The following is a 26025-nucleotide window of genomic DNA, read 5'->3' on the forward strand; positions in this document are numbered from 1 at the left end:
AGCATCCCAACCCTCAGTAGAGGGTTGGGATGTGGCATCAGTCATAGCACATAGCTATCACAACGAACCCCATTCACCCATAGTTCGCGAGTCTCACCTGCTGGCAACACAATGTTCAGCGCCTGCCACGTCGGTTTGAAATGCCCTTCACAGGTGAAGGTCAGCTCGATGCGCTGATTGTCACTCACTGCCTCCCAGCGGAGCCACAGCGCATTATTCTGCTGCCAGCCATGGCTTTCCCCGTCGTCTTCAAACAGCAGGCCTGAGGACCATCCGCAGCCCTTGGTGGGGAACAACCGCAGTTCACGGCGATCGTCTGCCGCATTGTCTACATGCCCCAACCGTTGTGACATCGGGAGCCCGGCCCCAGCGCGCACCAGCAACGGCAAGCGCTCCAGCGGTGCCTCCAGCACTATGCTCTGGCCACCGCTGTACCATTGGCCGCTATAGAAGCAGTACCAACCATCGACGTTATCCGGCAGGTAGACTTCACGCTGGCGCTGCCCCTGCTCCACCACGCTGGCCACCAGCAGGTCGCGGCCAATCAGGAAATCATCGGTCTCACCGAAGGTGCGTTCATCGTGCTCATGATCGAGGAAGGTTGGCCGCAACATCGGCTCATCGTCATGGCTTGCCTGCCACAGCAGCGTGTAGAAGTAGGGCATCAGCCGATAACGCAGGTTGATGGCATCACGGATCATCGGCGTTGCCGCCGGGTACATCCAGGGTTCATTGACGGTAGCATCATCATTCCAGGAATGGATGGTAAAGCGCGGGTGCATCACTCCGTTTTGTACCCAACGTACCAACAGTTCCGCGTCCGGTTTATCGCCGGAGAACCCCCCCACATCGTGCCCTACGTTAAACAATCCGGACAGGCTCATCCCCACCCCCATACGGGTGTTGTAGCGCAAGGTTTGCCAACTGGTGCGGTTGTCCCCACTCCAGGTTTGCACATAGCGCTGCATACCGGCGCAGCCGGAACGCGAAATCAAATAAGGCCTCTGGTTCGGTGCAAAGCGCTGCTGTGCTTCAAGCGAGGCTCGCATCATCAGCAACGGCATCACCGGGCGAATATGCTTGATAGCAATTGGCTTGCCGAAGCCATGGCAGCGCGCTTCTCCATCCCACACTTCATACTCGTTGTTGTCATTCCAGGTGGAATCAATCCCCATTTCCAGCAGTTGCTCTGTCACCCCTTGCTGCCACCAGCGAACCGCCGCTGGGTTGGTGAAGTCGAGGTGCGAACCTTCGTCATCCCAGAAGCTGGAACGTTCTGGAGCGTCGCTTTGCGAATCGCGGATAAACAAGCCAAGTTCTGCCACCTGTTGATATTTGGGATGGTCCTGCAACAGGCAGGGTTTGATATTCGCCGCCAGCTTCAACCCAGCATCGTGAAAGGCTTGGCTAAGCTGTTTAGGCTGCGGCACCTTGTCGTAGTTCCAGTTGAAGACGTAGCGTTTGTTATTGATCGAGGTATAGCCGGAAGAGAGCTGGAACGAATCGCACGGGATGGCGTGCTGGCGGCACAGTTGGATAAACTGCTGCAACTGCTGCTGGGCATCCGGCGCGTCGGTGTAGTGCATCGTCGAGCCGCTGTAACCCAGGCTCCACTTCGGCCCAAAATGGGTTTTACCGGTCAGGCGCACGAAGGCTTTGGTGACGTCGAGCACCTTTGGCCCCAGGAACAGATAGTAATCCAGATCGCCCGCCTCGGCCTGATAGCGGCGATAGGCCAGGTGATAGTTGTCGATCTCATTACCCAGATCCAACCAGCAACTGCTCAGGTTGTCATAAAACAGGCCAAAGCTGACCTCTTCCCGGCGCGTGATGGTAAAAGGGATATGCTTGTAGAGCGGATCGGTACTGGCGGCGTTGTAGCCCATCGCGTCCAGGTTACGCATTTCAAAGCGGCGGCCAGTTCGCTCCAGATCGCCAGCCTTTTCACCTAGCCCATAGTAACGTTCGCCTTTATGGCGGCGCTGATAGTGCGCCACGCCGTCACCGTGCGCATTGAGCAGATAGGCACTGGTTGGGCGATCCGCTGCCAGTGGTAGCCATTCCCCCGCCGCGTTGCAATATTCCCATTCCAGCCATAGCGGCTGATGTATCGTCACGCGCAGCTGCGGAGTCGCTACCGTCAAACTGTCTGCCTGCTGGCTAAGTTGATAGCCCGGCAGGCCAAAACCGGCGACGCTGAGGCGATCCCGCCCTTCCCAAGGCACATCCTCCTGCGGGGCGATACTCCAGGTACGATCCAGCGCCAGTTCGCCGCGGCGTTTGATCAGCACGCGGAACAGATTGTTTTCCAGCACATAGAGGCAGAACAGGTGTTGCTCATCCACCAGCAGTTCAACACGGTCGGCGTATTGCCCCGCCAGCGTCCAGTTTTTTAACGTTTTCATAATTATCCAACTTAAACAGTAGGTGAAGGTTTTTTGCCGCGCTCGGCGATCAAACCGATCAGAAACATCGCACCGATCAGATCGAAGAAGCCCATGGCGACGAAGAGCGGGTTGAAGCCGACGGTGTCGGAAACGGCACCAATCAACAGCGTAAACAGGAAACTGGCGATCCAGGCGCTGGAGCCGCGCATACCGTTCACCGTCGCCATCTGGTTTTTATCGAAGGATTCCACCACCAGCGCGCTCAACATGCAGGAGATCACCTGGTGGCCAAAGCCACCAATGGAGATCAGCGCGATTGCGATGTAGGGATCTTTGGTGATCGCGACAAACGCCAGCGATACCATCATGAAGGCTCCGGTCACCGAGCTGGCCACTACCGAGTTCACCCGTGAACAGCCGAACCATTTGCGATACAGCGTAGTGAGATAACCACTGGCGACGCTGCCGATATCCGCCGCCAGGAAAGGCAGCCAGGCAAACATGGCGATCTGTTTGAGATCCATACCGCGCTCGGTGGCCAGGTACAGAGGCACCCAGAAGCTGAACACCGCCCAAGCCGGTTCAGCCAGAAACGCTGGGATGGCGATGCCGTAGAATTTTTTGTTTTTGCACAGGATCGCCAACGATTTAAAGAACGGCAGCTTCGGCAGTACCGGTTCATTATCCTCGTTGATCAGATCAAACTCCTTTTGGCTCAGGTTCGGGTGCTGTTGCGGCGAGTGGTAAAACACCCACCACAGCACCACCCAGATCAGCGCCAGGGCACCAGAGAACAGGAAGGCTCCCTGCCAGCCGAAGGACACATGGGCAATCACAATGATCGGCGGAGCCAACATCGCGCCGATCGAGAAGCCAACCCCTGCCCAGCCAGCGGCAATCGGCCGTTCTTTTTTCGGGAACCAGTCAGAAATCGCTTTGGCGTTAGCTGGCGTGGCCGCCGCTTCAGCTGCCCCCATGAAGAAACGCAGGATCGCGAGTTGCAACCAGCTGCCCGCACCAGCATGCATCATGCACACTACCGCCCAGATGCTGGCACAAACCAGGAACCCCATCTTCAGACCGATGACGTCTATCAGCCACCCGCAGATAGGTTGGAACAGGGTATAGGCCAGTTGGAAGGAGGCCACCACCCAAGAATATTGCTCGGTGGTCATGTTGAGGCTGGTTTTCAGCTCAGGGGCCAAAATACCCAGCGAGTTACGGGTTATATAGTTAACCGTGACGCCCAGCAGGAACAGGGCCAAGATCCACCAGCGCAACGATTTGAATTTGCGGCGGCTGCTGGCAACTACCGTTTGATTGATTTCTACACTCATCTTGATCTCCGTGGCGACCATACGCCTTTTTGGTAGGGCAACTCTTGCTAACGGAGGTGTTAACAGCGTTATTTGTGACGTCGGCCACAAATACAACGTCAATGCTGCGACAACCCTATGATTTAATGTTGTTTTACTTGTATTCCAGCCGGTAAATTGGACTGATAAATCTATAAAATTGGTGTACCAATGGAGACTAACCAGCGGAGAGTGCGAGTGAAATGGCGATTTTTGCAAAAATTCTCATGCGTTAGTTAAAATTTCGCCGTTATAGCCATAGAAAGCCGTATAAAAGGCAGACATAGGCCGTGAAAAAATTTCCACGACCGAATTTGAAGGAGATCACAAAATGAACGGAAAGCTGAAAGTACAGGAAATTGCGCGCCAAACCGGGCTTTCGATCAGCACCGTTTCACGCGTGTTGGCCGGGAAATCCAACACCAGCGCCGAGGCGCGGCAACGAGTGCTGGCCTGCGCACAGCAAAACGGCATTTTGCAGGGGCTTTCCAACGGCAGGCTGATGTTGAACAACGTGATGGTATTTGCCCCACAGCGCGCCTTTGATGTCCGCACCGATATTTTCTACTACAAGGTGATCCAGGGGATCACCAGTGCACTGGCGCAACATGATGTGAGGATCCGCTACTGCGGGTTGGAGGAACAACACAGCGACAGCGTACTGTTTTTGGAAAAGATGAGCGATCCGTTAACCGAAGCCGTGCTGATCATCGGCATTGATGACGAGCATATCCATACGCTGGCCGCCGATCTGAACAAGCCCTGCATTCTGATTAACTGCACCGATCGCCAGATGCGGCTAGACAGCGTCTCCCCAGACCATCAACTGATTGGGGAGTATTCCGCCAACTATCTGTTGCAACAGGGCCACAGCCGTATCCTCAATCTGCAATGTCTACGGCGCAATACCATGGAGCTGCGGCTGGCGGGGATCAAACAGGCCTATATGCGGCACAATATTCCCTTCGATGATCGCCAACATCTGGTCACCACGTCCGGGTTCGGCAGCGAAGAAGCCGAGCAGGCTATCACGGCCTTTATCAACGGTGTTACCGATCGGACGCAATTGCCCACGGCGATCCTGGCAGGGGGTGACTATATGGCGGTAGGTGCCGTTAATGCGTTAAAGAAGATGCATATCAACGTGCCGGGGCATATTTCGGTGATGAGTACGGATGGTTTTAATCTGGCAGAAATCCACGACGTGCCGCTCACCTCGGTTCACGTTCCTCGTGATGAGCTGGGTGCAGAGGCCATCGCTCTATTGCAACGCCGTATGCTGCGCCCGGATGCGCCACCCAGCAATATGCTGTTGCACGGGCGCTTGGCGGTGCGGGCCTCGGTAAAACGCCTCAGCCAAAACAAGGTGTCGCCAGCGGTCAGCACGCACGACCACCGGCTCTATGATGTATGAGGTCATTCCACCGGTTGATAGCTGAACTTCACCCTTTTTTTGGAGATCAGCCCGTGGCCATGTTGGCAGAGATAATCCACGGCGCCGCAGGCTTTCAGTTCTTGCAACAGTTGCCCGCAGTCGGGGCATTCGGCAAGCTGCCGGTAATCGCTGTTGCAGTCGTCACAATGATAGTGGTCATTCACCCAGCTCATCGGCTGAGCACAAACCGGACATAAGGCGTCCATCTTTCCTCCTGGTTTAAATCACGCCCCACGAGCGCAAGAAAGAGATCCCCAACGCGGTGGTAAAGAAGGATCCCACGGTGGTGATGGCAATAATATTGGCGGCCAACGTCGCGTTGCCCCCCATGGCGCGCGTCATCACATAGCTGCCGGAGGCGGTCGGCGTCGCCGAGAACATAAAAATAATGCCGAGCGTAGCGCCCTCGAAACCGCAAAGCCAACCCCCAAACGTCATCAACACCGGTACCAAAAACAGTTTAGCCGACGACGACAACGCAGCGACGTTGGAAGAACGGAACATTGCCCGCAGATCGAGGCTGGCCCCGGTACACAACAAAGCCAGCGGTAATGACAGGCCTGAGATATAGCTGCCGGTCTGCTTGAGCACGGGCGCAATCCCCAGCCCGGTCTGAGCATAGGCCAGACCGCTTAACAGCCCGAGGATCAGCGGATTGGTCACGATACTGCGCAGCAATGACAGATGTTTGATCTTCTGCCCGTTGCCGCCTTGCAGGCTGCGCGTCAGGGTGATAACCGACAGCACGTTAAACAGGATCACCGTCACGGTCAGATACAGCGAGGCGATCGCGACGCCCTCATCGCCGTAAGCGGTCATAGCATAAGCGAGGCCGACAATCGCGGTATTCGCCCGGAATCCCCCCTGCACGAACACGCCACGCTCGCGTGGATCTTTCACCAGCCACTTGGCTGCGATCTCCAGCAGCAGGAAGGTCACAATCGTCCCTACCGCACCGTAGATCACCAGAGCAAAATTATCGCGCAGTTGCGGGTGGTTGGTGGCGATGCTGAAGAACAACAGGCAGGGCAGCGCCAGATTAAACACCAGCTTGGTGGCCCCATCGATAAAGCGATCGTCCATCAGCCGCCAGTGGCGCAGCAGGATCCCCAGCAGCATCATCAATAAGTTGGGTACGGTGACGCTAAAGGCAAAACTCCAGGTTTCCCAGGACATGAGCTTCCTTTGCAAGGCCGGTGTAGAAGTGAGATTGGCAGATAATAGAACGGTTTAAGCAGGATAAAAATAGGGCGCGGTATCAATTCCACGCCCTACGGTTGTTATTTTGACTTCTTCAGGTGGCTCATCAAGCGCTTGCGCTTGCGCATCTGGTTTGGCGTCAAGGTGTTGCGCTTGCCCGCAAACGGGTTCTCACCCTCTTTAAACTGGATGCGGATCGGCGTCCCCATCACCTTGAGTGAACGACGGAAGTAGTTCATCAGGTAACGTTTGTAGGAGTCGGCCAGATCGGATACCTGGTTACCGTGGATCACCACGATTGGCGGGTTATAACCCCCTGCATGCGCGTATTTGAGCTTCACGCGGCGGCCACGCACCAACGGCGGCTGGTGGTCTTCGGCAGCCATCTGCATGATCTTGGTAAGCATCGAGGTATTTACGCGGCGAGTCGCACACTCATAGGCTTCGTTCACAGATTCGAACAGGTTACCCACACCGCTGCCGTGCAGCGCAGAGATAAAGTGCACACGCGCAAAATCGACAAAGCCCAAACGCAGATCGAGCATCTCTTTCACGTGATCGCGATCTTCCTCACTCATGCCGTCCCACTTGTTGACCGCAATCACCAGTGAGCGCCCACTATTGAGGATAAAGCCCAGCAGCGACAGATCCTGATCGGAAATGCCTTCGCGGGCGTCGATCACCAACAACACGACGTTGGCATCTTCGATCGCCTGCAGCGTTTTGATCACCGAGAATTTCTCAACGGTTTCGGTAACCTTGCCACGCTTGCGCACCCCGGCGGTGTCGATAAGCACGTATTCACGCTCGTCACGCACCATCGGAATGTAAATGCTGTCGCGAGTCGTGCCAGGCATGTCAAACACGACCACACGCTCTTCGCCGAGAATACGGTTAGTGAGCGTCGACTTACCTACGTTAGGGCGGCCAACGATCGCCAGCTTGATCGGCAGATCCTGCGGGTTGAAGTCCTCTTCCGGATCTTCATATTCACCCTCTTCCAGCTCACCGCTCTGCTCGGCCCAATAGGCGGCATTGGCTTCTTCTTCGGTCAGCTCGACTTCTTCCGGTTTTGCCGGTATGAACGGCACCAACACGTGCTCGATCAGCTGTGTGACGCCACGGCCATGGGAAGCGGCAATCGCATAGACGTCGCCCAGGCCCAAGGAATAGAAATCTGCCGTCGCGGTGTCCGGATCCATGCCATCGGTTTTGTTGGCAACCAGGAACGTCGCCTTCTGGCGATTACGCAGGTGCTGGGCAATCCCCTGATCGGCAGGCATCAGCCCGGCACGGGCATCGACCATAAACAGGACGATATCGGCCTCTTCGATCGCCAGCAGCGACTGACCGGCCATACGCGTTTCAACGCCATCTTCCGTCCCGTCAATACCCCCGGTATCGACGATAATAAATTCGTTGCCCTCAACTTCAGCACGACCATACTTGCGGTCTCGCGTTAGCCCGGGGAAATCCGCCACCAGCGCATCGCGCGTCTGTGTTAAACGGTTAAACAAGGTGGATTTACCGACATTCGGGCGCCCGACCAGCGCAACGACAGGTATCATGTTGAAGCCTCATTACTTAATAATCAATGCGTTACTATGCAGCGCAATAGACAGCAGCGGCATAGCTTAAAAATACGAAACGGCCCCTGACGTCAGGAGCCGTTATCCCATGAATCTTACAGGTTGCACAGCCTGCGATTGATTGGGGTTACAACTGTTAGCGAGTGAAGGCGTAAACCTTGCCGCCACGCGCCTGGATCAGCAGTTTGTCACCGGCCACAATTGGCGCGGACAGGAAGCCGGAGCTATCCACTTTTTGCTGAGCCACAAAACGGCCATCGGTGGTATTGATCCAGTGCAGATAACCTTCGGCATCGCCAACGACCAGGTAGCCGTTATACAGCACTGGTGCTGTCAGGTTACGGTGCAGCAGATCGCTCTGGCGCCACAGGTTAACGCCACCTTCGGTATTCATTGCCACTACACGGTCATTCTGATCGACCACATAGATACGGCCTGCATCGACGATAAAGTCGTTCACCGAGCCCATATCACGTTTCCACATGATTTGGCCGGAGCGCAGATCCAGCGCCGCCATGTTGCCATTGTAACCCAAGGCATAGACCACGTTGTCAATAATCACCGGCGTGGTATCTACGTCATTCAGGCGGTCGATCTCGGTCGCACCACTTGGCTGGGAAATACGCTGCTGCCAGATCAACTGGCCCTGCTGCATCAACACTGCGCTGACGCGACCGTTGTCACCGCCAACTACCGCGGCACCAAAGGCCGTTGCCGGAGCAGACTCACCACGCAGTGACAGTGAAGGGATATCCAGGTTGACCGTCCACTTGATGGCACCATCAGACTCGTTCAACGCTTGCAGCTGACCGTTGGTGGTATGGATCAGCACCAGCCCCTCGGCGACCACCGGACGGGAAATCGCTTCACCCGCAACCTTGGTTTGCCACGCGACTGTGCCGTCTTCGGTATTCAGCGCATACACAACCGCTTTCTCACTGCCAACGTACACGTTGGAGCCAGACACCGTCAGGCCGCCAGACAGCAGCGCAGGCAGGTTGCTGGAGAAGAAGCCGGTTTTCTCGGAGAGATCGGCCTTCCATTTTTCTTTACCGTCGGCCAGGTCCATCGCTTTCACCGTACCGCGACGATCGGCAGCATAAACCGTGCTGTCCTGATAAGCCGGGCGCAGGTGAGAGTAATACTCACCAATACCATCACCGACCGACGTGCTCCACGCTTTGTTCGGCGTGAACTGATTTTCAACCGTTGGCAGCGGCGACATGGTAACCACGTCTTCTTCGCCACTAAACAACGAGCAGCCACTCAGCAAAGTCACGGAAACCAGTCCGACCAAGAGTGTTTTACGCAATTGCATGGGAATTCCCCTTAGCTGGACAAGTTATTCAATTTCATGCGCATTACTGCCGCAAGCGCCTGAGAAGCATTGGATTCGATGCCTTTGCTGTAAGCTTCACGCGCACCTTTACTGTCGCCTTTGGCCAACAGCACGTCGCCGCGTACGTCTTGCATCATGGCCATCCAACCTTCGCCTTTCACGCCATCCAGCGTTTTCAGCGCTTCATCCAGCTTTTTCTCTTGCATCTGAACACGAGCCAGACGCAGATTTACCAACGCCAGCAGGTTTTCATCTTTGGCATGGCTCTGTGCCACCACCAGTTGCTGTTCTGCCTTGGCAAAATCACCTTGTTGTGCAAAGTGTTTAGCCAAATCCAGAGCCGCGAACACGCCGTAGCTGTTGTCGTTCGCCTGGATAAACTTCTCTGCCGCTGCCACGTCTTCGGCTTTACCCGATGCCAAGGCAACGTCAACCTGTTGATACGACTGTGAGGCAGCCATCATGCTGGAGGTCTGGTTGCTCTGCCAGTAGCGCCAACCAACCAGGGCACCAATACCGAGCACCACACCCACAACCAAAGCTTTACCGTTTTCGGCAAAAAAGTTGCGCACGGCGTCAAGCTGTTCGTTTTCAGTGGTATAGACTTCCACGGTGTCCTTCTCCTTAACCTAACATCAAAGCCAGACGCGCAGCGACTTCGCTTTGCGCCAGCGTTTCTTGTTCACCACTGCGCAGGTCTTTAACCACCACCTGCTGTGCTGCGACTTCGTTCTCACCCAGGATCAGGGCGATACGCGCGCCCCACTTGTCCGCACGGGTGATCTGCTTTTTAAAGTTGCCGCCGCCATAGTTGGTCATCAATTTAATCTGCGGCGCAGCATCACGAACCTGCTCTGCCAGCAACATGGCCGCACTCTGGGTACCCGCACCGCTCGATATGACGTATACGTCGATGGTGGCCGGTGCCTTGAAGTCCGGATTAACCGCCTGAACCAGCAGTACCAAACGCTCCAGCCCCATGGCAAAACCCACGCCAGGGGTAGCGCGCCCCCCCAGTTGCTCAACCAGGCCGTCGTAACGGCCACCGGCACACACGGTGCCCTGAGCGCCCAGGCTGGTGGTGACCCACTCAAACACCGTGCGATTGTAATAATCCAGGCCGCGCACCAGGCGCTCGTTAACGGTATATGGGATACCGGCCTGAGCTAAAAGTTCACACAGCCCGGCAAAGTGGGCTTTGGACTCTTCATCCAGATAGTCGGAAAGACGCGGCGCATCGTTAAGCAGGGTTTGCACTTCTGGATTTTTAGAATCCAGCACGCGCAGTGGGTTGCTGTACATGCGGCGTTTGCAGTCTTCGTCGAGTTTTTCCTGATGCTGTTCCAGGAAAGCCACCAGAGCGTCACGGTAGTTGGCGCGAGCTTCCAGTGAACCAATGGAGTTCAGTTCCAGATTGACGTGTTCGGCAATGCCCAGCGCTTTCCACCAGCGGGCGGTCAGCAGGATCAGCTCGGCGTCAATGTCGGGGCCTTGCAGGCCAAATACCTCTGCCCCTAACTGATGGAACTGGCGGTAACGGCCTTTTTGTGGACGTTCGTAACGGAACATCGGGCCGATATACCACAGACGCTGTTCCTGATTGTACAGCAGACCATGTTCGATACCGGCGCGTACGCAGCCAGCCGTTCCTTCCGGGCGCAGCGTCAGGCTTTCGCCGTTGCGGTCCTCGAAGGTATACATTTCTTTTTCCACGACGTCGGTCACTTCACCGATGGCGCGCTTGAATAACGGGGTCTGCTCTACAATCGGCAACCGGATTTCGCTATAGCCATAGCCGCTCAGCACCTGCTTGAGTGTGCCTTCAATACGCTGCCACAGTGCCGTTTCTTCCGGCAGGTAATCGTTCATGCCGCGAATGGCTTGAATGTTTTTTGCCACGTGAGTTCTCTGTCCGTTTATATAAAATGGATCCGATTATAGGGACTTTGCCACCCGCTATTCAACGCAGATGCGCAATCCAGTCCTCGGATTATCAATCAGCGGGCCAATAGCCGCCGACTTATTCTTCCAGAAGATTGATCGAAATGCGCTTGGATCCGTCCATCATGGCCGCTTTGGCCCGGATCTTCGCTTCCAACTGGTCAATCATCTGTTCGTTATCAAAACGCTCTTTCTGGCGCACGCCGTCTTCGTAGAAGCCGCTCTTCTTGTGCCCACCGGTTACTCCAATGGTCGACACCAGGGCTTCGCCCGGCCCGTTCACCACGCAACCGATAATGGACACGTCCATCGGGGTGATGAGGTCTTCCAGGCGTTGTTCCAACGCATTGACGGTACCAATGACGTCAAACTCCTGACGTGAGCAGGTTGGGCAGGCAATGAAGTTGATGCCACGAGCGCGGATGCGCAAGGACTTCAGGATATCAAAGCCAACCTTCACTTCTTCAACCGGATCCGCCGCCAGCGAAATGCGCAACGTATCGCCGATCCCTTCCGACAGCAGCATGCCCAGGCCAATGGCTGATTTCACCGAGCCACTGCGTGCTCCGCCCGCCTCGGTGATGCCAAGATGCAAGGGTTGGTCAATACGGGCAGCCAGCAGCCGGTAAGACTGTACGGCCAGGAACACGTCGGACGCTTTCACGCTCACCTTGAACTGGTCAAAGTTGAGACGATCCAGAATATCCACGTGACGCATGGCGGATTCCAGCAGCGCTTCCGGCGTAGGTTCGCCGTACTTTTCCTGAATATCTTTTTCCAACGAGCCGCCGTTAACGCCAATGCGGATCGGGATATTTTTGTCACGCGCACAATCAACCACTGAACGGATACGAGATTCGTTGCCAATGTTGCCTGGGTTGATACGCAGGCAGTCAACGCCGTATTCGGCAACCTGCAATGCAATGCGGTAATCGAAATGGATATCGGCCACCAGCGGTACGTTGACCTGCTGCTTGATCAGCCGAAACGCCTCGGCGGCGTCCATGGTGGGAACGGAAACGCGGACGATATCAACCCCCACGCGCTCCAGAGCCCGGATCTGATTAACCGTCGCTTCGACATCGGTGGTACGGGTGTTGGTCATCGATTGCACGGCAATCGGCGCTCCATCGCCTATAGGCACGTTACCGACGTAAATACGGGTGGATTTGCGGCGGTTAATGGGAGCTTGGTTATGCATCAGTTACTCTCCACTGCTGCTCTGACTTAACGACAATAGCCGCGCAATTACTGCGCGGCAACGGTCAGACGAGCAACACGGTTTGACTTGACAAACCGGCTTAAATCGACCGGTTTACCCTGGAATTGGACCTGTACCGAAGCCGGTGCGCCAAGGGTCAGTTTAAACGGCGCCTTGCCAGCCAGATTCAGCCGGGAACCGCTTTTCTGGATGCCGCTGACCAAGGATTTACCCGTCGCGTCAACCACTTGCACCCAGCAGTCGCCGGAAAAATCCATCACCAGCCCGTTGGCATCAGCCTCCGAAGCACTGACGCCAGCAGCACCGGTAGGCAACTGAGCCTGGGCGGCTGGCGCGGTCGATGTCGCATCCGGGATAGTAGCCTGACTTGGTGCTACTACAGCAGGCTGTTGAGCCGCCTGAGGATCAAGCACGGCCGGGACCTGTTGAGTCGTAGCAGCGCTATTGGTTGACGGCGCAGGGCTGTTGTCTGGGACAACTGCCGATGCACCATTATCCACGTTGCCGTCGGTCAATGGCACTGGCTGGCCTTCACCATGCTGAGAAAGCTGTGCGGAAGATTGATCCGCCATGGTGGCGATCTCTTCCTGCTGAGCCTTGTGATTCTGCCACCACCAGGCACCGGTCAAACCCACGACCACAAACACAATCAGCCAGGTAAAGCTCATCAGCCAGCCATCACGCTTTTTACGGCGCTTACCCAAAGAGAAGCTCTGCATCTGAGCCACTTTGGCCGCTCTCACCGGTGCCTGTTTTTCCATCATCGGCAACAGTTCATCTTCTGGCAAATGCACCAGCTTGGCATAGGAACGGATATAACCACGCACGAACGTTGAAGCCAGATCGGCAGACATATTGTCGTCTTCAATGTCGCGCACGGTAGACATTTTTAGGCACAGGCGTTCAGCCACGGCCTGTTGACTCAGCCCGAGTTGTTCACGAGCCTGGCGCAGGCGTTGACCTGTTGTCATAGATACGGTTTTATCTTGGGAATCTTCAGTATTCATTAGCTAAGAACTGCTGGTACTGTTTGGATTGTGGAAAACTTCGCGCTAGCTGTTTGCCATAGCGTTGAACGCTATCCTGACGGCCCGCTAACGCGGCGAAACGAATCTGTAGCCATAGACTGTCGGCACTCGCCGGCAGAACATGTTGATAACTGTCCAATAAAAGTTGCGACTGCGCGCGCTTCCCTTCTCCAAATTGCTTTTCTGCTTCCACTAGCAGCGGAGCCCCCTTGTCCGGATCGATCTTCAGCGCTCGCGTTAATAACTTACGAGCTTCATCATTTTGACCGGCCTTGAGGAAACAGTAACCTGCGTTTTCCAGACTGTCGGCAACCTGGCCATATTCTGGCGCCAGTGCCGCAGCGCTAAACTGCTGTTGGGCCGGTACATACTGCCCTAAACTACAGAGAAACGCACCGTAATTATTCAATACGGTACCGTTGCCCGGTGCAAGTTTAAGCGCTTGCTGATAACGCTGTTCAGCGGCGGCGTTATCGCCGATCCGCTGATTGTAGAGTGCCATGCCCAATTGGGTACGATAATCCTGTGGGGCCGCATCGACCGCTTTTTGCAGATTCTGCCTGGCAGCCGGTAGATCGCCCTGGTTCAGATACTCCAGGCCCAGTTGTAACCGGGTCTGGCCTGCTGCCACCGCTGGCCCGTCGTTATCGGGTTGCGAGCTGGAACAGCCCGCCAGCAAACTGGCCGCCAATAATACACCCCACAGTTTCAGCTTCATGCTTGCACTCATTTCCTTATCCGATGTTACCCGATCGCCTGAAGGATTGCTGCTCACATAACAGGCTGTTAGATAACAAAAAAATCATGCTATAGGATTCAGACCGCTCGTACGTTGATAGGTTCCCCGGCCATTTTCTTTTTCAGGGTACGCTTGGTACGATCGATCACCTCTCCCGCCAACTGCCCACAGGCAGCATCGATGTCATCGCCACGGGTTTTACGAACAATAGTCGTAAAGCCGTATTCCATCAACACCTTGGAGAAACGGTCGACGCGGCTGTTGGAGCTGCGGCCATAAGGTGCCCCAGGGAACGGGTTCCATGGGATCAGGTTGATCTTGCACGGCGTATCTTTCAGCACTTCCGCCAGTTGGTGCGCATCGTCGGTGCTGTCGTTGATGTGATCCAGCATCACGTATTCAACGGTGACGCGCCCTTGGTTGGCATTGGATTTTTCCAGATAACGGCGAACCGCCGCCAGGAAGGTTTCAATATTGTACTTGCGGTTGATCGGTACGATCTCGTCACGGATCTTGTCGTTAGGCGCATGCAGCGAAATGGCCAGCGCCACATCGATCATATCGCCCAATTTGTCCAGAGCGGGTACGACACCGGAGGTAGACAAGGTAACGCGGCGCTTGGACAGACCAAAACCAAAGTCATCCAGCATGATTTCCATCGCTGGCACCACGTTGGTCAGGTTAAGCAGCGGCTCCCCCATGCCCATCATCACCACGTTGGTGATAGGACGTTGGCCGGTGACTTTGATGGCGCCCAGGATTTTAGCAGCACGCCATACCTGGCCAATGATTTCCGAGACGCGCAGGTTGCGGTTAAAGCCCTGCTGAGCCGTGGAACAGAATTTGCACTCCAGTGCGCAGCCTACCTGTGAAGACACGCACAGGGTGGCGCGATCGCCATCTGGGATATAGACGGTTTCGACCTGTTGATCGCCCACCTTGATGGCCCACTTGATGGTGCCATCGGCCGAACGCTGCTCTTCTGCGACTTCCGGCGCACGGATTTCCGCCACGCGTTGTAATTTATTGCGCAGCACCTTGTTGATGTCGGTCATCTGCTCAAAATCGTCGCAGCAATAGTGATACATCCACTTCATCACCTGATCGGCGCGGAAAGGTTTTTCACCCATGTTGGCGAAAAATTCGCGCAATTGCTGACGGTTCAAATCCAGCAGGTTGATTTTGGCGGTAGCCGGTTGTTCCGTTTGCACGGTCAGGGAAGTATTTTCAGACAAGGTATGCTCGGGCGCGATGGGTTCTAACATAATGATCTCTTAGCCTCGTTATTACACGTTATGGCTTGAAGGAGTGAAAAGTAAGTGTGTCATCAAAAGACACGCCCCAGGCAAGATAGCTTCCCTGGGGCGCGGCATTGTACAAATTTTAGTAGCGGGTTTCTACGTCTGAACGGCTTTCACGGCATTTTTATTGTATCTGCCGGTAAATTGCCGGTTTCAGCAGACCCCACCACCATTAACGTGGGCAGATTTCGCTTTCGTTAAAGAAGTATGCGATTTCACGCTGGGCAGATTCTACTGCGTCTGAGCCGTGAACGGCGTTGGCAGTGAAGCTGTCTGCATAGTCAGCACGCAGGGTGCCGGCCAATGCGTTGTCAGGGTTGGTTGCGCCCATAATGTCACGGTTACGCTGTACGGCATTTTCCGCTTCCAGAACCTGTACCACGATCGGGCCAGAGGTCATGAACTCAACCAGACCGTCGAAGAAAGGACGGCCTTTGTGCTCGGCGTAGAAGCCTTCGGCTTGTTCGCGAGTCAGACGCAACATTTTAGATGCGATGATTTTGAAACCCGCGCGCTCGAAACGAGCATAGATAGCGCCGATGTCATTGTTAGCTACAGCGTTTGGCTTAATGATGGAAAAGGTACGTTCTACGGTCATGATGGCCTCTATTATGTCTTCCAAAACAGGCCGGGCGATAAGGTGAGGTGCCGGCCTTTCAAGTGGCGCAGATTATATGTGCGCTGTTAACGCTTGCCTACGGGAAAATCAACATTTCATTAAAAAAAAATTATCTTAATCCACCATAGTCAGCGACAAATGGGATCCTGACCGATCGGCTTACTGGGTTTTATCGGTCGATGGGATCATATTTCGCAGCCAACTGCCCCAGCGACGCTGGTAGAAAGCCTGGGTATGGTTGATCAGATAATGGCTCACGCCCCGCGCATTCTCTTCTACCAGGCAAAAGTCGACTGGCTCATCGTTTGGCGCGGTTTCGCTGGCCACCATACCGGCTTCGCTGATCAGGGCTTCAATCTCTGCCGGATCGCCATCCACTTCCAGGCCCACCAGCAGGTTCGGCTTCTCGTCTACGGCACGATCGTGCATCAACGCCAGGAAAGCGCGGCGTACCGGTTTCCGCTGGCTGAACAAGGTCGTCAGCGCATCCACCATCGCCGCCGGATACTCTTCAGGCTGCCCCAGCAGTAGCTGAGTTTCGGTATCGATATAGCGCTCTGCCGGTTTCACTACGCCGCCGGTAGCCAACAGCATGGCGATCTCGGCTGGCAAGAATTCCTTGCCGTGGGTGCCTTTCGGGTTCAGGAACAGTTCGGCACCTTGGGTGATTTCAAACAGCACGCGAGCGGGCATGGCGATAAAGGGTTGCTCATCCTCCACTGCGTTTTGCAGCGCCTCCAGCGAGGTGAAGAAAGGCACCACGCTGCTGCCATCCTGCTTTTCCCAGTGCTGAATGTTCACCGGTGTCTCGGCATTCAGCGTAATTTCACCGTCGTGCGGCACCTGCTCGCTGTCACCCAGAATGTAGACCGTTGAATCCAGCAGTTCGCGGAAAAACGCCGGGCGGTATGCCGGTTCTGAGGCCGCCAGCCTCAGCAGGCGCTCAAGCTCGTTTTCGCCTGAAACGGCGTCATCATCATGATGGTGGGAACTCATTGCCGACTCCTCCAATGTATTAAGGGCCCAGCATGCTGAGCCCCTACGGAAAAACGTAATGTTAAACTTACTTCGCTTTGCTCAGCAACAGGTTGGCCAGCGTACGTACGCCCAGACCGGTTGCGCCTGCTGACCACTGCTCCACGGCACCTTTGCGATAGGTGGCAGAACAGTCGATATGCAGCCAACCCTTTTGATAATTCTGCACAAAGTGCGACAGGAAGGCCGCGGCGGTGCTGGCGCCAGCGGTGTAAGCCGGGCCCGCAACGTTGTTCAGTTCAGCAAAGTTTGACGGCAACTGGCTGCGGTGGAATTCCGCCAGCGGCAGGCGCCAGAACGGCTCGTGCTCTTCATCCGCACTGGCCAACAGCTCTTGCGCCAGAGCATCGTCAAAGCTGAACAGCGCGTGGTAATCATTACCTACCGCCGTTTTCGCGGCGCCGGTCAAGGTCGCACAGTCGATGATCAACTGCGGGTTTTGTGCGCTGGCATCGATCAGGCCATCGGCCAATACCAGACGCCCTTCCGCATCGGTGTTCATCACTTCAACCGTTTTGCCATTGCGATAGCGGATAATGTCGCCCAGTTTAAAGGCGTTACCGCTGACCATATTGTCCGCACAGCACAGGTACAGTTTGACGCGCTGCTGCAAGCCGCGAGCCACCGCCAATGCCAATGCGCCAGTGATGGTGGCCGCGCCGCCCATGTCGGACTTCATCGAGTCCATAAACGCGCTTTGCTTGAGGCTGTAGCCACCTGTGTCGAAGGTGATCCCTTTACCTACCAGGCAGGCGAATACCGGTGCATCCGGGTTGCCCGTCGGGTTAAAGTCCAGCGCCAACAGCACCGGAGAACGATCGGAACCCCGCCCAACCGTATGAATACCGGCGTAGTTCTGCTCACGCAGGTCTTCACCTTTGGTGATGCGGTAACTGACGGCATCACAACCAACAGCACACATCAGATCAACCGCGCGGGTTGCCAGTTGCTCAGGCCCCAGCTCTTCCGCTGGCATATTGATAGTGTCACGCACCCAATCGACAATCTTCAGGCGCTGTTGCAGCTCTTGGCTTTCCGCTTCCGGCAGCTCAGCCCACTCGACGCTACGCTGCCCTTTTGGCCCGCGATAGCCCTGCCAAAACGCCCAGCTGTTTTCCAGGTCCCAGCCTTCCCCGGCCAGTTTCACTTTCTTGATGCCCTGGCCATCGATCCTGCGTGCCGCGCACTGGATCAGGCCCAGCTTGCCGGAATTGCTCAGATGGATGGTGATGCCTTGGTCATTGGTGCTCAGCAGCGCCTTTTCACCCCAGCGCGCATCGGCGGGTTGCTGGGATAGCGTGATCTGCATGATTTCGGTTGTCATAGCCTTACTCCGGATTATTCTTGTACTAATCTTGTCGGATACAAAATAAACGGGCTGCCTATGGCAGCCCGTCATGCTATTTACTCTGCTTCATCTAACCAGACCAGCAGGATCGCTTCCAGTATTTTTTCATTGGAAGCCTGCGGTTCATCGTCAAATTCTTCCAGATCGCAAATCCACTGGTGCATATCGGTGAAACGCACGGTTTTCGGATCGGTATCTGGATAGGCGTCGTACAGGGCTTCGCCGATTTCGCGGCTGTCTGTCCACTTCAGTCCCATTCTTATCTCCTAGTGCTCGCGCGCATGGTTGACAGTATAACGCGGCATTTCGACCACCAAATCGTCTTCGGTGACGCGGGCCTGGCAGCTCAAGCGGCTTTCCGGCTCCAGCCCCCAGGCTTTGTCCAGCATGTCATCTTCCAGCTCGCTGCTTTCGGCCAGGGAATCAAACCCTTCACGCACGATGCAGTGGCAGGTGGTACAGGCACAGGATTTCTCACAGGCATGTTCAATTTCAATACCGTTACGCAGTGCGACATCGAGGATAGTTTCCCCAACTTCCGCTTCCAGTACTGCCCCCTCCGGGCAGAGATCTTGATGGGGCAGGAAAACAATTTTCGGCATGGTTAAACCTCATCCACAGAATGGCCAGCCAGCGCACGGCGAATGGAGGCATCCATGCGGCGCGCGGCAAAATCTTGGGTTGTTGCATCGACTATTTTTATTGCGGCCTCGATCGCAGCAGGATCGGAGCCTTGCATCACTTGCTGGAGCTCGGCTACCGCGTTGTTGATAGCCAGGCTTTCTTCGTCACTCAGCAGAGCGGCATCGCTTGCCAGTGCACCTTGCAGGCTTTCCAGCACGCGGGAAGCTTCTACCCGTTGCTCCGCCAGCTTGCGAGCACCGACATCGCTTTGCGCATTGGCCATCGAGTCCTTCAACATGCCGGCAATTTCGGCATCGGACAGGCCATACGAAGGCTTGACCTGAATGGAGGCTTCGACGCCGGTGGATTTCTCCATCGCCGTCACGCTCAGCAGGCCGTCGGCATCCACCTGGAAGGTCACACGGATATGCGCCCCGCCGGCAGGAAGCGGCGGTAAGCCACGCAGCGTAAAGCGCGCCAGCGAACGGCAATCTTGCACCAGTTCACGCTCGCCTTGCAGCACGTGGATCATCATCGCGCTCTGGCCATCTTTGAAGGTGGTAAACTCCTGCGCACGCGCCACCGGAATGGTGGTGTTACGCGGGATCACCTTTTCAACCAAGCCACCCATGGTTTCCAAGCCAAGCGACAGCGGGATCACGTCCAGCAGCAGCATTTCGCTATCCGGTTTGTTACCCACCAGGATATCCGCCTGGATAGCAGCACCGATCGCCACCACCTTGTCCGGATCGATCGACGTCAGCGGCGTACGGCCAAAGAACTCGCCCACCTGTTCGCGGACCAATGGCACACGGGTTGAACCGCCCACCATCACCACTTCCAGCACCTCTTCGGCACTGACGGCGGCATCTTTCAGCGCGCGGCGGCAGGCCATCAGGGTACGTTTCACCAGCGAGGCAATCAGCGTTTCGAACTGTTCGCGGGTCACTTCACCCTGCCAACCAGCGATATCTACCGTGGTGCTCTGCGCATCGCTCAGGGCGATTTTGACCGCAATCGCAGCATCCAGCAATTGGCGTTGCACACCATGATCGCTACGATCGCTAATACCTGCCTGTTCACGCAACCAGTCCGCCAGCAGATGATCGAAGTCATCGCCACCCAATGCGGAATCACCGCCGGTAGCCAGCACTTCGAACACGCCACGGCTGAGGCGCAAAATGGAAATATCAAAGGTGCCACCGCCCAGATCGTAAACGGCGATGACCCCTTCCTGACCCGAATCCAACCCGTAAGCGATAGCCGCAGCGGTCGGTTCGTTCAACAGGCGCAGCACGTGCAGGCCAGCCAGACGCGCAGCGTCTTTGGTGCCTTGGCGTTGAGCGTCGTCGAAGTAGGCAGGAACGGTGATCACCACACCATCAAGCTCACCTTCCAACGCTGCTTTAGCGCGGGTAGCCAGTGCCTTGAGGATATCGGCGGAAACACCAACTGGGTTAACCAGGCCTGCGGCGGTCACGATCATTGGCAAGCCGTTATCGCTGGCCTGGAACTGATACGGCAGGTTTGGATAGCGTTGTTGCACGTCCGCCAAAGAACGGCCCATCATGCGCTTGACAGAGCTGACCGTATTGACCGGATCTTGTGCCGCCTGTGCACGAGCGCTCCAGCCAACCTGATGTTCGGTGGCCTGATAATGCACCACGGAAGGCAGCAGATAGCGCCCTTCAATGTCGGCCAGCGTCTCGGCCTGGCCGCTACGCACCGTAGCCACCAGCGAGTTGGTGGTCCCCAGATCAATACCGGCAGCCAGGCGGCGCTGATGCGGCGCAGCCGTGAGGCCAGGCTCACTAATTTGTAATAAGGCCATTTACAGAGCTTCCAAAATCGAGATCAAGAATCTATTACTCAAAACCCAGCAGTTTTTCTTCGAGTTGTTCAATCTGTTGCTGGAGTTTGTCCAAAAAGCGTAGCTTGCGCACGGTATCGGCAGCCTGTGACCACTGCTGCTCGTCCAACTCCTGCACCATCTGCGCGCTACGCTGTTTGAAGGTCTTGTTCAGGCGCGTGGCGAAGGCAGCCAGTGCGTTTTGCGCATCCGGCGAACGTTCAATGGCATCAAGCTCTTCACGCAGCTCTAACTGTTCCATCAGGAACGCGGTGTCGCGCAGGGTATGCTGCTCGTTGCCCAAATCAAAGCCGTGCAAAGATAACATATACTCGGCACGTTTTAACGGGTGCTTCAGCGACTGATAGGCTTCGTTGATGGTCGCCGCCTGCTGTAACGCCATCAGGCGTTCACGCTCCGGTTGGAGGGCATGACGATCGGGGTGGAATTGGCGCTGCAAATCTTGATAGCGTGAGGTAAGCAAGCTGCCGTCTACGCTATAGCGGACCGGCAACCCGAATAAAGTAAAGTAATCCATAGCGTGCTCGGGGCGTTATCGTGATGATTGAGGTTCCCCCGTGGGTCACGGGGGAGCACGATGGACTGTCAGACGTTAAAGCTCTCGCCGCAGCCGCACTCGCTTGAGACGTTCGGGTTGTTGAACTTGAAGCCTTCGTTCAGACCTTCCTTGACGAAATCAAGCTCGGTACCGTCCAGATAGACCAGGCTCTTGCCGTCAATGATCACCTTGACGCCTTTGTCTTCAAAAACGATATCATCGTCGTTCGTTTCATCAACAAATTCGAGCACATACGCCATTCCGGAACAGCCGGAAGTTCGCACGCCCAGACGCAGGCCGAGACCTTTGCCACGGTGGTCCAAAAATGCCTGAACCCGCTGCGCGGCGCTGTCGCTCATGGTAATCGACATAACAACCTCTTCAATCTTAGCCCGCAAGGCGGGCTAACTGACTCAATAATAACTACTTGGCGCTGTGCTTGCTCTTGTAGTCGGCGATCGCTGCTTTAATGGCGTCTTCGGCCAGAATTGAGCAGTGAATTTTAACCGGAGGTAACTCCAGTTCTTCGGCGATCTGGGTATTTTTGATCGCTTCGGCCTGATCAAGAGACTTGCCTTTCATCCATTCGGTGACCAGCGAGCTGGAAGCGATGGCGGAACCGCAGCCGTAGGTTTTGAAACGGGCATCTTCAATAATGCCTTCGTTGTTGACCTTGATCTGCAGCTTCATCACGTCGCCACAGGCCGGTGCCCCTACCATACCGCTACCGACGGTAGGATCTTCGTTATCAAACGACCCTACGTTACGCGGGTTTTCATAATGATCGATTACTTTTTCGCTGTAAGCCATGACGTTGCTCCTGGATCCTGAGAATTAATGATGTGCCCATTCGATGCTGTTGATATCCACGCCCTGCTTGAACATGTCCCACAGTGGGGAGAGATCGCGCAGACGGCCAATGGATTTACGCACCAACGAAATGGTGTAATCGATCTCTTCTTCCGTGGTGAAACGCCCCAGGGAGAAACGGATCGAGCTGTGCGCTAACTCATCACTCATACCCAGTGCACGCAGCACATAGGAAGGTTCAAGGCTGGCAGAAGTACAGGCTGAGCCTGAAGAAACCGCCAAGTCTTTCAACGCCATGATCAGCGACTCACCTTCAACATAGTTGAAGCTGACGTTGAGAATGTTCGGTGCACCGTGTTGCAGATCGCCGTTCAGATACACTTCTTCCATATCTTTCACGCCGTTCCACAGACGATCGCGCAGGATGCGCAGGCGTGCCATTTCGCTGGCCATTTCTTCTTTGGCGATACGATAGGCTTCACCCATGGCAACGATCTGATGCACTGCCAGGGTACCAGAACGCATACCGCGCTCATGGCCACCGCCGTGGATCTGGGCTTCGATGCGGATGCGCGGCTTACGCTGCACATACAGGGCACCAATGCCTTTCGGGCCATAAATCTTGTGACCGGAGAAGGACATCAGATCCACTTTCAGCTTGCTCAGGTCGATAGGCAGTTTGCCTACGCTCTGGGTTGCATCGACGTGATAGATGATGCCACGCGCCCGGCACATTTCGCCGATGGCGGCGATATCCTGCACTACGCCAATTTCGTTATTCACGTGCATGATGGAAACCAGGATGGTGTCTTCACGCATCGCGGCTTCGAGAACCTGGAGATCGATGATTCCGTTGCTCTGCGGTGCCAGATAGGTGACTTCAAAACCTTCGCGCTCAAGTTGGCGGCAGGTATCCAGCACGGCTTTATGTTCGGTTTTACAGGTGATGATGTGCTTGCCTTTCTTCTGATAGAAGTTGGCAGCGCCTTTGATCGCCAGGTTATCGGATTCGGTGGCCCCTGAGGTAAACACGATCTCACGCGGGTCCGCACCAACCAGTTCAGCGATCTGGTTACGGGCGATATCAACCGCCTCTTCCGCCTGCCAGCCGAAACGGTGGGAACGGGAGGCCGGGTTACCGAAAGTGCCGTCCAGGGTCAAAAACTGCATCATCTTCTCGGCAACACGCGGGTCGACCGGAGTCGTGGCCGAGTAGTCCAGATAAATCGGTAATTTCATTGCTCTTGTACTCCGTACATCACTTCCAAAAACCAATAAATTAGTCGTCAGCTGCTTATGCGCGCAGATTAACGTTGATCGTTTCTTGCAGACGACCGTTGGCCGTGCGGCGCGTATCGCTATTTTGACGGTCTGCCACGTCCAGCACTTCCTGGTTGTTTACCAGTTCGGCCAGCGTAATATTGTTCAAGAACCCGCTGATGCGCTCGCTCAGATCGCGCCACAGGGTATGGGTCAGGCAACGATCGCCCCCCTGGCAGCCTTCTTTACCCTGGCAACGGGTGGCGTCTACCGATTCGTCGACTGCGGAAATCACCGCGCCTACGGCGATAGCGTCCGCTTCTTTGCCCAACAGGTAACCACCGCCTGGCCCACGCACGCTGGCCACCAGGCCATTCTTACGCAGACGGGAAAACAGTTGTTCCAGATAAGAGAGCGAGATACCTTGGCGTTCGGAAATATCCGCCAGTGGTACCGGCCCTTCCTGGGAGTGTAATGCCACGTCGAGCATGGCAGTTACTGCATAACGGCCTTTGGATGTCAGTCTCATAGCTAATTGGTTACCTGTTGGTCAAACATGGGCCAAATTCTGACATTCCCGAGTAAATCAGTCAACTATTTAACCTACTAATTTACTCAAGTATTCGTGCTTTTTGTGCGCTTTGCTATCCGATGCATATAAAATACACCTTATAACCCGCAGATAAGCAATACTATCTTGCCTAACTGCGGGTGACAGCAAAATTAATTACCTTGCTGTTTATCCTGTTTCTCGATCGAGGTCAGCATACCACGCAAGATATTCAGCTCCTGCGCTTCCGGGCGTGCCCGGGCAAACAGGCGGCGTAAACGGTTCATCACCTGCCCTGGATGGGCGGCGCGGATAAAGCCGGTGCGCACCAAAGTCTGCTCCAGATGCTGATAGAAGCGTTCAATATCATCCACCAGAGGATACGGCGATTCTTCCACCGGTGCGGCATCAGCCTGCTGACGATCGAGGAAGGCAACGCGAACCTCATACGCCAGGATTTGCACCGCCATGGCCAGATTCAGCGAGCTGTACTCCGGGTTGGCAGGAATGGCGACATGATAATGGCATTTCTGTAATTCGTCATTGGTTAGCCCAACGCGTTCACGGCCAAAGACCAACGCAACCGGCCCCTGCTCGCCTTCCTGTACTGCTCGCACGCCGCATTCGCGGGGTTCCAGCATCGGCCATGGGAGAGTGCGCGAGCGAGCGCTGGTGCCCACTACCAAGCGGCAACCCGCAATGGCTTCATCAAAGGTATCGACAATCGTGGCGTTGCCAATCACATCGCTGGCGCCTGCGGCCAGGGCGATCGCCTGGGAATCGGGTTTCACCAGTGGATTGACCAGATAAAGGTTGGTTAACCCCATGGTTTTCATGGCACGGGCAGTAGAGCCCATGTTGCCGGTATGAGAGGTTTCAACCAGAACAATGCGGATATTGTGCAGCATACAAACTCTGAGCGTTGCGGAAAATCGTAGCATCCTAACACAGTCGTAGGTATTTTGCCGAACACCTGCTATACTTCGCGCCGTTTCCTGTTCTTTAACATCCTGTGGAAGATACCCATGCATCCGATGCTGACTATCGCCGTGCGCGCTGCGCGCAAGGCTGGCAACCTGATTGCCAAAAATTACGAGACTCCAGACGCTGTAGAAGCGACACAAAAAGGTTCTAACGACTTTGTCACTAACGTCGATCGCGAGGCTGAGCGTCTGATCATCGAAATCATCCGTAAATCTTACCCGAAACACACCGTTATTGGTGAAGAGTGCGGTGAGTTAACCGGTGAAGATCAGGATGTACAATGGGTGATTGATCCACTGGATGGCACCGCCAACTTCATCAAACGTCTTCCACACTTCTCCGTTTCCATCGCCGTACGCATTAAAGGCCGTACCGAAGTGGCCGTGGTTTACGATCCAATGCGCAACGAACTGTTCACCGCCACCCGTGGCCAGGGCGCACAGCTCAACGGTTACCGTCTGCGCGGCACCAATGCCAAAGATCTGGATGGCACCATCCTGGCGACCGGCTTCCCGTTCAAAGTCAAACAGCACGCACCGGCTTACATTAACGTGCTGGGCAAACTGTTCACCCAATGTGCCGACTTCCGCCGTACCGGTTCAGCCGCGCTGGATCTGGCCTACGTTGCCGCTGGCCGCGTTGATGGTTTCTTTGAGATTGGCCTGAAGCCTTGGGACTTTGCTGCTGGCGAATTGCTGGTACGTGAGTCTGGCGGCCTGGTCACCGACTTCGTTGGCGGCCATAACCACTTCAGCTCTGGCAACGTAGTTGCCGGTAACCCACGTGTGGTGAAAGCATTGCTTTCCAATATGCGTGAAGAACTGAGTGAAGCGCTGAAGCGTTAATAACTC

26 protein-coding genes are annotated in these 26025 nt (G+C 55.4%); 2 read left to right on the plus strand and 24 right to left on the minus strand.

Features of this window, described 5'->3' with window-relative positions; all coding sequences use genetic code 11:
• Window positions 1-41: 41 nt before the first annotated feature.
• Both KGP17_RS19970 and KGP17_RS19975 read right to left on the minus strand, forming a co-directional pair.
• A complete protein-coding gene (locus tag KGP17_RS19970) occupies window positions 42-2405 on the minus strand; it encodes a TIM-barrel domain-containing protein (protein ID WP_223498205.1) in 2364 nt (787 codons plus the stop codon).
• 11 nt (window positions 2406-2416) lie between these two features.
• Window positions 2417-3724 (minus strand): MFS transporter, encoded by a 1308-nt coding sequence (locus KGP17_RS19975; RefSeq protein ID WP_223498206.1) that lies wholly within the window; start codon window positions 3722-3724, stop codon window positions 2417-2419.
• Window positions 3725-4073: 349 nt separating this feature from the next.
• Between KGP17_RS19975 and KGP17_RS19980 the strand changes: the two genes are divergently transcribed.
• Window positions 4074-5156 carry a LacI family DNA-binding transcriptional regulator gene (locus tag KGP17_RS19980; RefSeq protein WP_071683909.1) on the plus strand — a complete coding sequence of 361 codons (1083 nt, stop codon included), beginning with the start codon at window positions 4074-4076 and terminating at the stop codon, window positions 5154-5156.
• Between the two features lie 2 nt (window positions 5157-5158).
• Here KGP17_RS19980 and KGP17_RS19985 read toward each other — a convergent pair whose 3' ends face one another.
• The 22 genes from KGP17_RS19985 to trmJ form a co-directional block, all read right to left on the minus strand.
• On the minus strand, window positions 5159-5383 hold the full coding sequence (locus KGP17_RS19985) for a zinc ribbon domain-containing protein (protein ID WP_223498207.1): 225 nt from the start codon (window positions 5381-5383) through the stop codon (window positions 5159-5161).
• A 13-nt stretch (window positions 5384-5396) separates the two neighbouring features.
• Window positions 5397-6353 carry an AEC family transporter gene (locus KGP17_RS19990; RefSeq protein WP_223498208.1) on the minus strand — a complete coding sequence of 319 codons (957 nt, stop codon included), beginning with the start codon at window positions 6351-6353 and terminating at the stop codon, window positions 5397-5399.
• 104 nt (window positions 6354-6457) lie between these two features.
• Window positions 6458-7945, minus strand: a complete 1488-nt coding sequence (gene der / locus KGP17_RS19995; protein WP_021178845.1) for a ribosome biogenesis GTPase Der — start codon at window positions 7943-7945, stop codon at window positions 6458-6460.
• Window positions 7946-8102: 157 nt separating this feature from the next.
• A complete protein-coding gene (gene bamB / locus KGP17_RS20000; protein ID WP_094982789.1) occupies window positions 8103-9284 on the minus strand; it encodes an outer membrane protein assembly factor BamB in 1182 nt (393 codons plus the stop codon).
• Between the two features lie 11 nt (window positions 9285-9295).
• Window positions 9296-9916, minus strand: a complete 621-nt coding sequence (locus tag KGP17_RS20005) for a YfgM family protein (protein WP_021807185.1) — start codon at window positions 9914-9916, stop codon at window positions 9296-9298.
• A gap of 13 nt (window positions 9917-9929) precedes the next feature.
• Window positions 9930-11204 (minus strand): histidine--tRNA ligase, encoded by a 1275-nt coding sequence (gene hisS, locus KGP17_RS20010; protein WP_021178848.1) that lies wholly within the window; start codon window positions 11202-11204, stop codon window positions 9930-9932.
• Window positions 11205-11325: 121 nt separating this feature from the next.
• Window positions 11326-12447 carry a flavodoxin-dependent (E)-4-hydroxy-3-methylbut-2-enyl-diphosphate synthase gene (gene ispG / locus KGP17_RS20015; RefSeq protein ID WP_021178849.1) on the minus strand — a complete coding sequence of 374 codons (1122 nt, stop codon included), beginning with the start codon at window positions 12445-12447 and terminating at the stop codon, window positions 11326-11328.
• A gap of 47 nt (window positions 12448-12494) precedes the next feature.
• The gene (gene rodZ, locus KGP17_RS20020; protein WP_094982790.1) at window positions 12495-13475 is read right to left on the minus strand and encodes a cytoskeleton protein RodZ; all 981 of its coding nucleotides are present in this window, start codon (window positions 13473-13475) and stop codon (window positions 12495-12497) included.
• Window positions 13465-14214 carry a type IV pilus biogenesis/stability protein PilW gene (pilW, locus tag KGP17_RS20025; protein ID WP_021807187.1) on the minus strand — a complete coding sequence of 250 codons (750 nt, stop codon included), beginning with the start codon at window positions 14212-14214 and terminating at the stop codon, window positions 13465-13467. Before pilW ends, rodZ begins: the two co-directional genes overlap by 11 nt.
• A 98-nt stretch (window positions 14215-14312) precedes the next feature.
• On the minus strand, window positions 14313-15500 hold the full coding sequence (locus KGP17_RS20030) for a bifunctional tRNA (adenosine(37)-C2)-methyltransferase TrmG/ribosomal RNA large subunit methyltransferase RlmN (RefSeq protein WP_021178852.1): 1188 nt from the start codon (window positions 15498-15500) through the stop codon (window positions 14313-14315).
• 208 nt (window positions 15501-15708) lie between these two features.
• Complete coding sequence (ndk, locus tag KGP17_RS20035) at window positions 15709-16134, minus strand: nucleoside-diphosphate kinase (protein ID WP_004952077.1); 426 nt, start codon at window positions 16132-16134, stop codon at window positions 15709-15711.
• A 180-nt stretch (window positions 16135-16314) separates the two neighbouring features.
• Window positions 16315-17151, minus strand: coding sequence for an enhanced serine sensitivity protein SseB (gene sseB / locus KGP17_RS20040; protein WP_021807188.1), 837 nt, complete (start codon window positions 17149-17151; stop codon window positions 16315-16317).
• Window positions 17152-17218: 67 nt separating this feature from the next.
• Window positions 17219-18514, minus strand: coding sequence for an aminopeptidase PepB (gene pepB / locus KGP17_RS20045; protein ID WP_223498209.1), 1296 nt, complete (start codon window positions 18512-18514; stop codon window positions 17219-17221).
• Between the two features lie 80 nt (window positions 18515-18594).
• On the minus strand, window positions 18595-18795 hold the full coding sequence (gene iscX / locus KGP17_RS20050) for a Fe-S cluster assembly protein IscX (protein WP_021178855.1): 201 nt from the start codon (window positions 18793-18795) through the stop codon (window positions 18595-18597).
• Window positions 18796-18804: 9 nt separating this feature from the next.
• Window positions 18805-19140: an ISC system 2Fe-2S type ferredoxin gene (gene fdx, locus KGP17_RS20055; RefSeq protein WP_021178856.1), complete on the minus strand. Its 336-nt coding sequence runs from the start codon at window positions 19138-19140 to the stop codon at window positions 18805-18807.
• 2 nt (window positions 19141-19142) lie between these two features.
• On the minus strand, window positions 19143-20993 hold the full coding sequence (gene hscA / locus KGP17_RS20060) for a Fe-S protein assembly chaperone HscA (RefSeq protein ID WP_094982792.1): 1851 nt from the start codon (window positions 20991-20993) through the stop codon (window positions 19143-19145).
• 34 nt (window positions 20994-21027) lie between these two features.
• Window positions 21028-21549, minus strand: coding sequence for a co-chaperone HscB (gene hscB / locus KGP17_RS20065; RefSeq protein ID WP_021807191.1), 522 nt, complete (start codon window positions 21547-21549; stop codon window positions 21028-21030).
• A gap of 68 nt (window positions 21550-21617) precedes the next feature.
• Window positions 21618-21941 (minus strand): iron-sulfur cluster assembly protein IscA, encoded by a 324-nt coding sequence (iscA, locus tag KGP17_RS20070; RefSeq protein WP_021178859.1) that lies wholly within the window; start codon window positions 21939-21941, stop codon window positions 21618-21620.
• A 52-nt stretch (window positions 21942-21993) separates the two neighbouring features.
• Window positions 21994-22380, minus strand: coding sequence for a Fe-S cluster assembly scaffold IscU (gene iscU, locus KGP17_RS20075; RefSeq protein WP_004952090.1), 387 nt, complete (start codon window positions 22378-22380; stop codon window positions 21994-21996).
• A gap of 24 nt (window positions 22381-22404) precedes the next feature.
• Entirely contained in the window at window positions 22405-23619 is a 1215-nt protein-coding gene (locus KGP17_RS20080; RefSeq protein ID WP_021178860.1) for an IscS subfamily cysteine desulfurase, read from the minus strand.
• 55 nt (window positions 23620-23674) lie between these two features.
• On the minus strand, window positions 23675-24169 hold the full coding sequence (gene iscR / locus KGP17_RS20085; RefSeq protein ID WP_021807192.1) for a Fe-S cluster assembly transcriptional regulator IscR: 495 nt from the start codon (window positions 24167-24169) through the stop codon (window positions 23675-23677).
• Between the two features lie 194 nt (window positions 24170-24363).
• On the minus strand, window positions 24364-25098 hold the full coding sequence (gene trmJ, locus KGP17_RS20090; RefSeq protein WP_021807193.1) for a tRNA (cytosine(32)/uridine(32)-2'-O)-methyltransferase TrmJ: 735 nt from the start codon (window positions 25096-25098) through the stop codon (window positions 24364-24366).
• 117 nt (window positions 25099-25215) lie between these two features.
• Between trmJ and suhB the strand changes: the two genes are divergently transcribed.
• Window positions 25216-26019 carry an inositol-1-monophosphatase gene (gene suhB / locus KGP17_RS20095; protein ID WP_021178863.1) on the plus strand — a complete coding sequence of 268 codons (804 nt, stop codon included), beginning with the start codon at window positions 25216-25218 and terminating at the stop codon, window positions 26017-26019.
• Window positions 26020-26025 lie beyond the last annotated feature (6 nt).

The organism is Serratia sp. JSRIV001 (assembly GCF_019968745.1).
Lineage (GTDB): Bacteria > Pseudomonadota > Gammaproteobacteria > Enterobacterales > Enterobacteriaceae > Chania > Chania fonticola_B.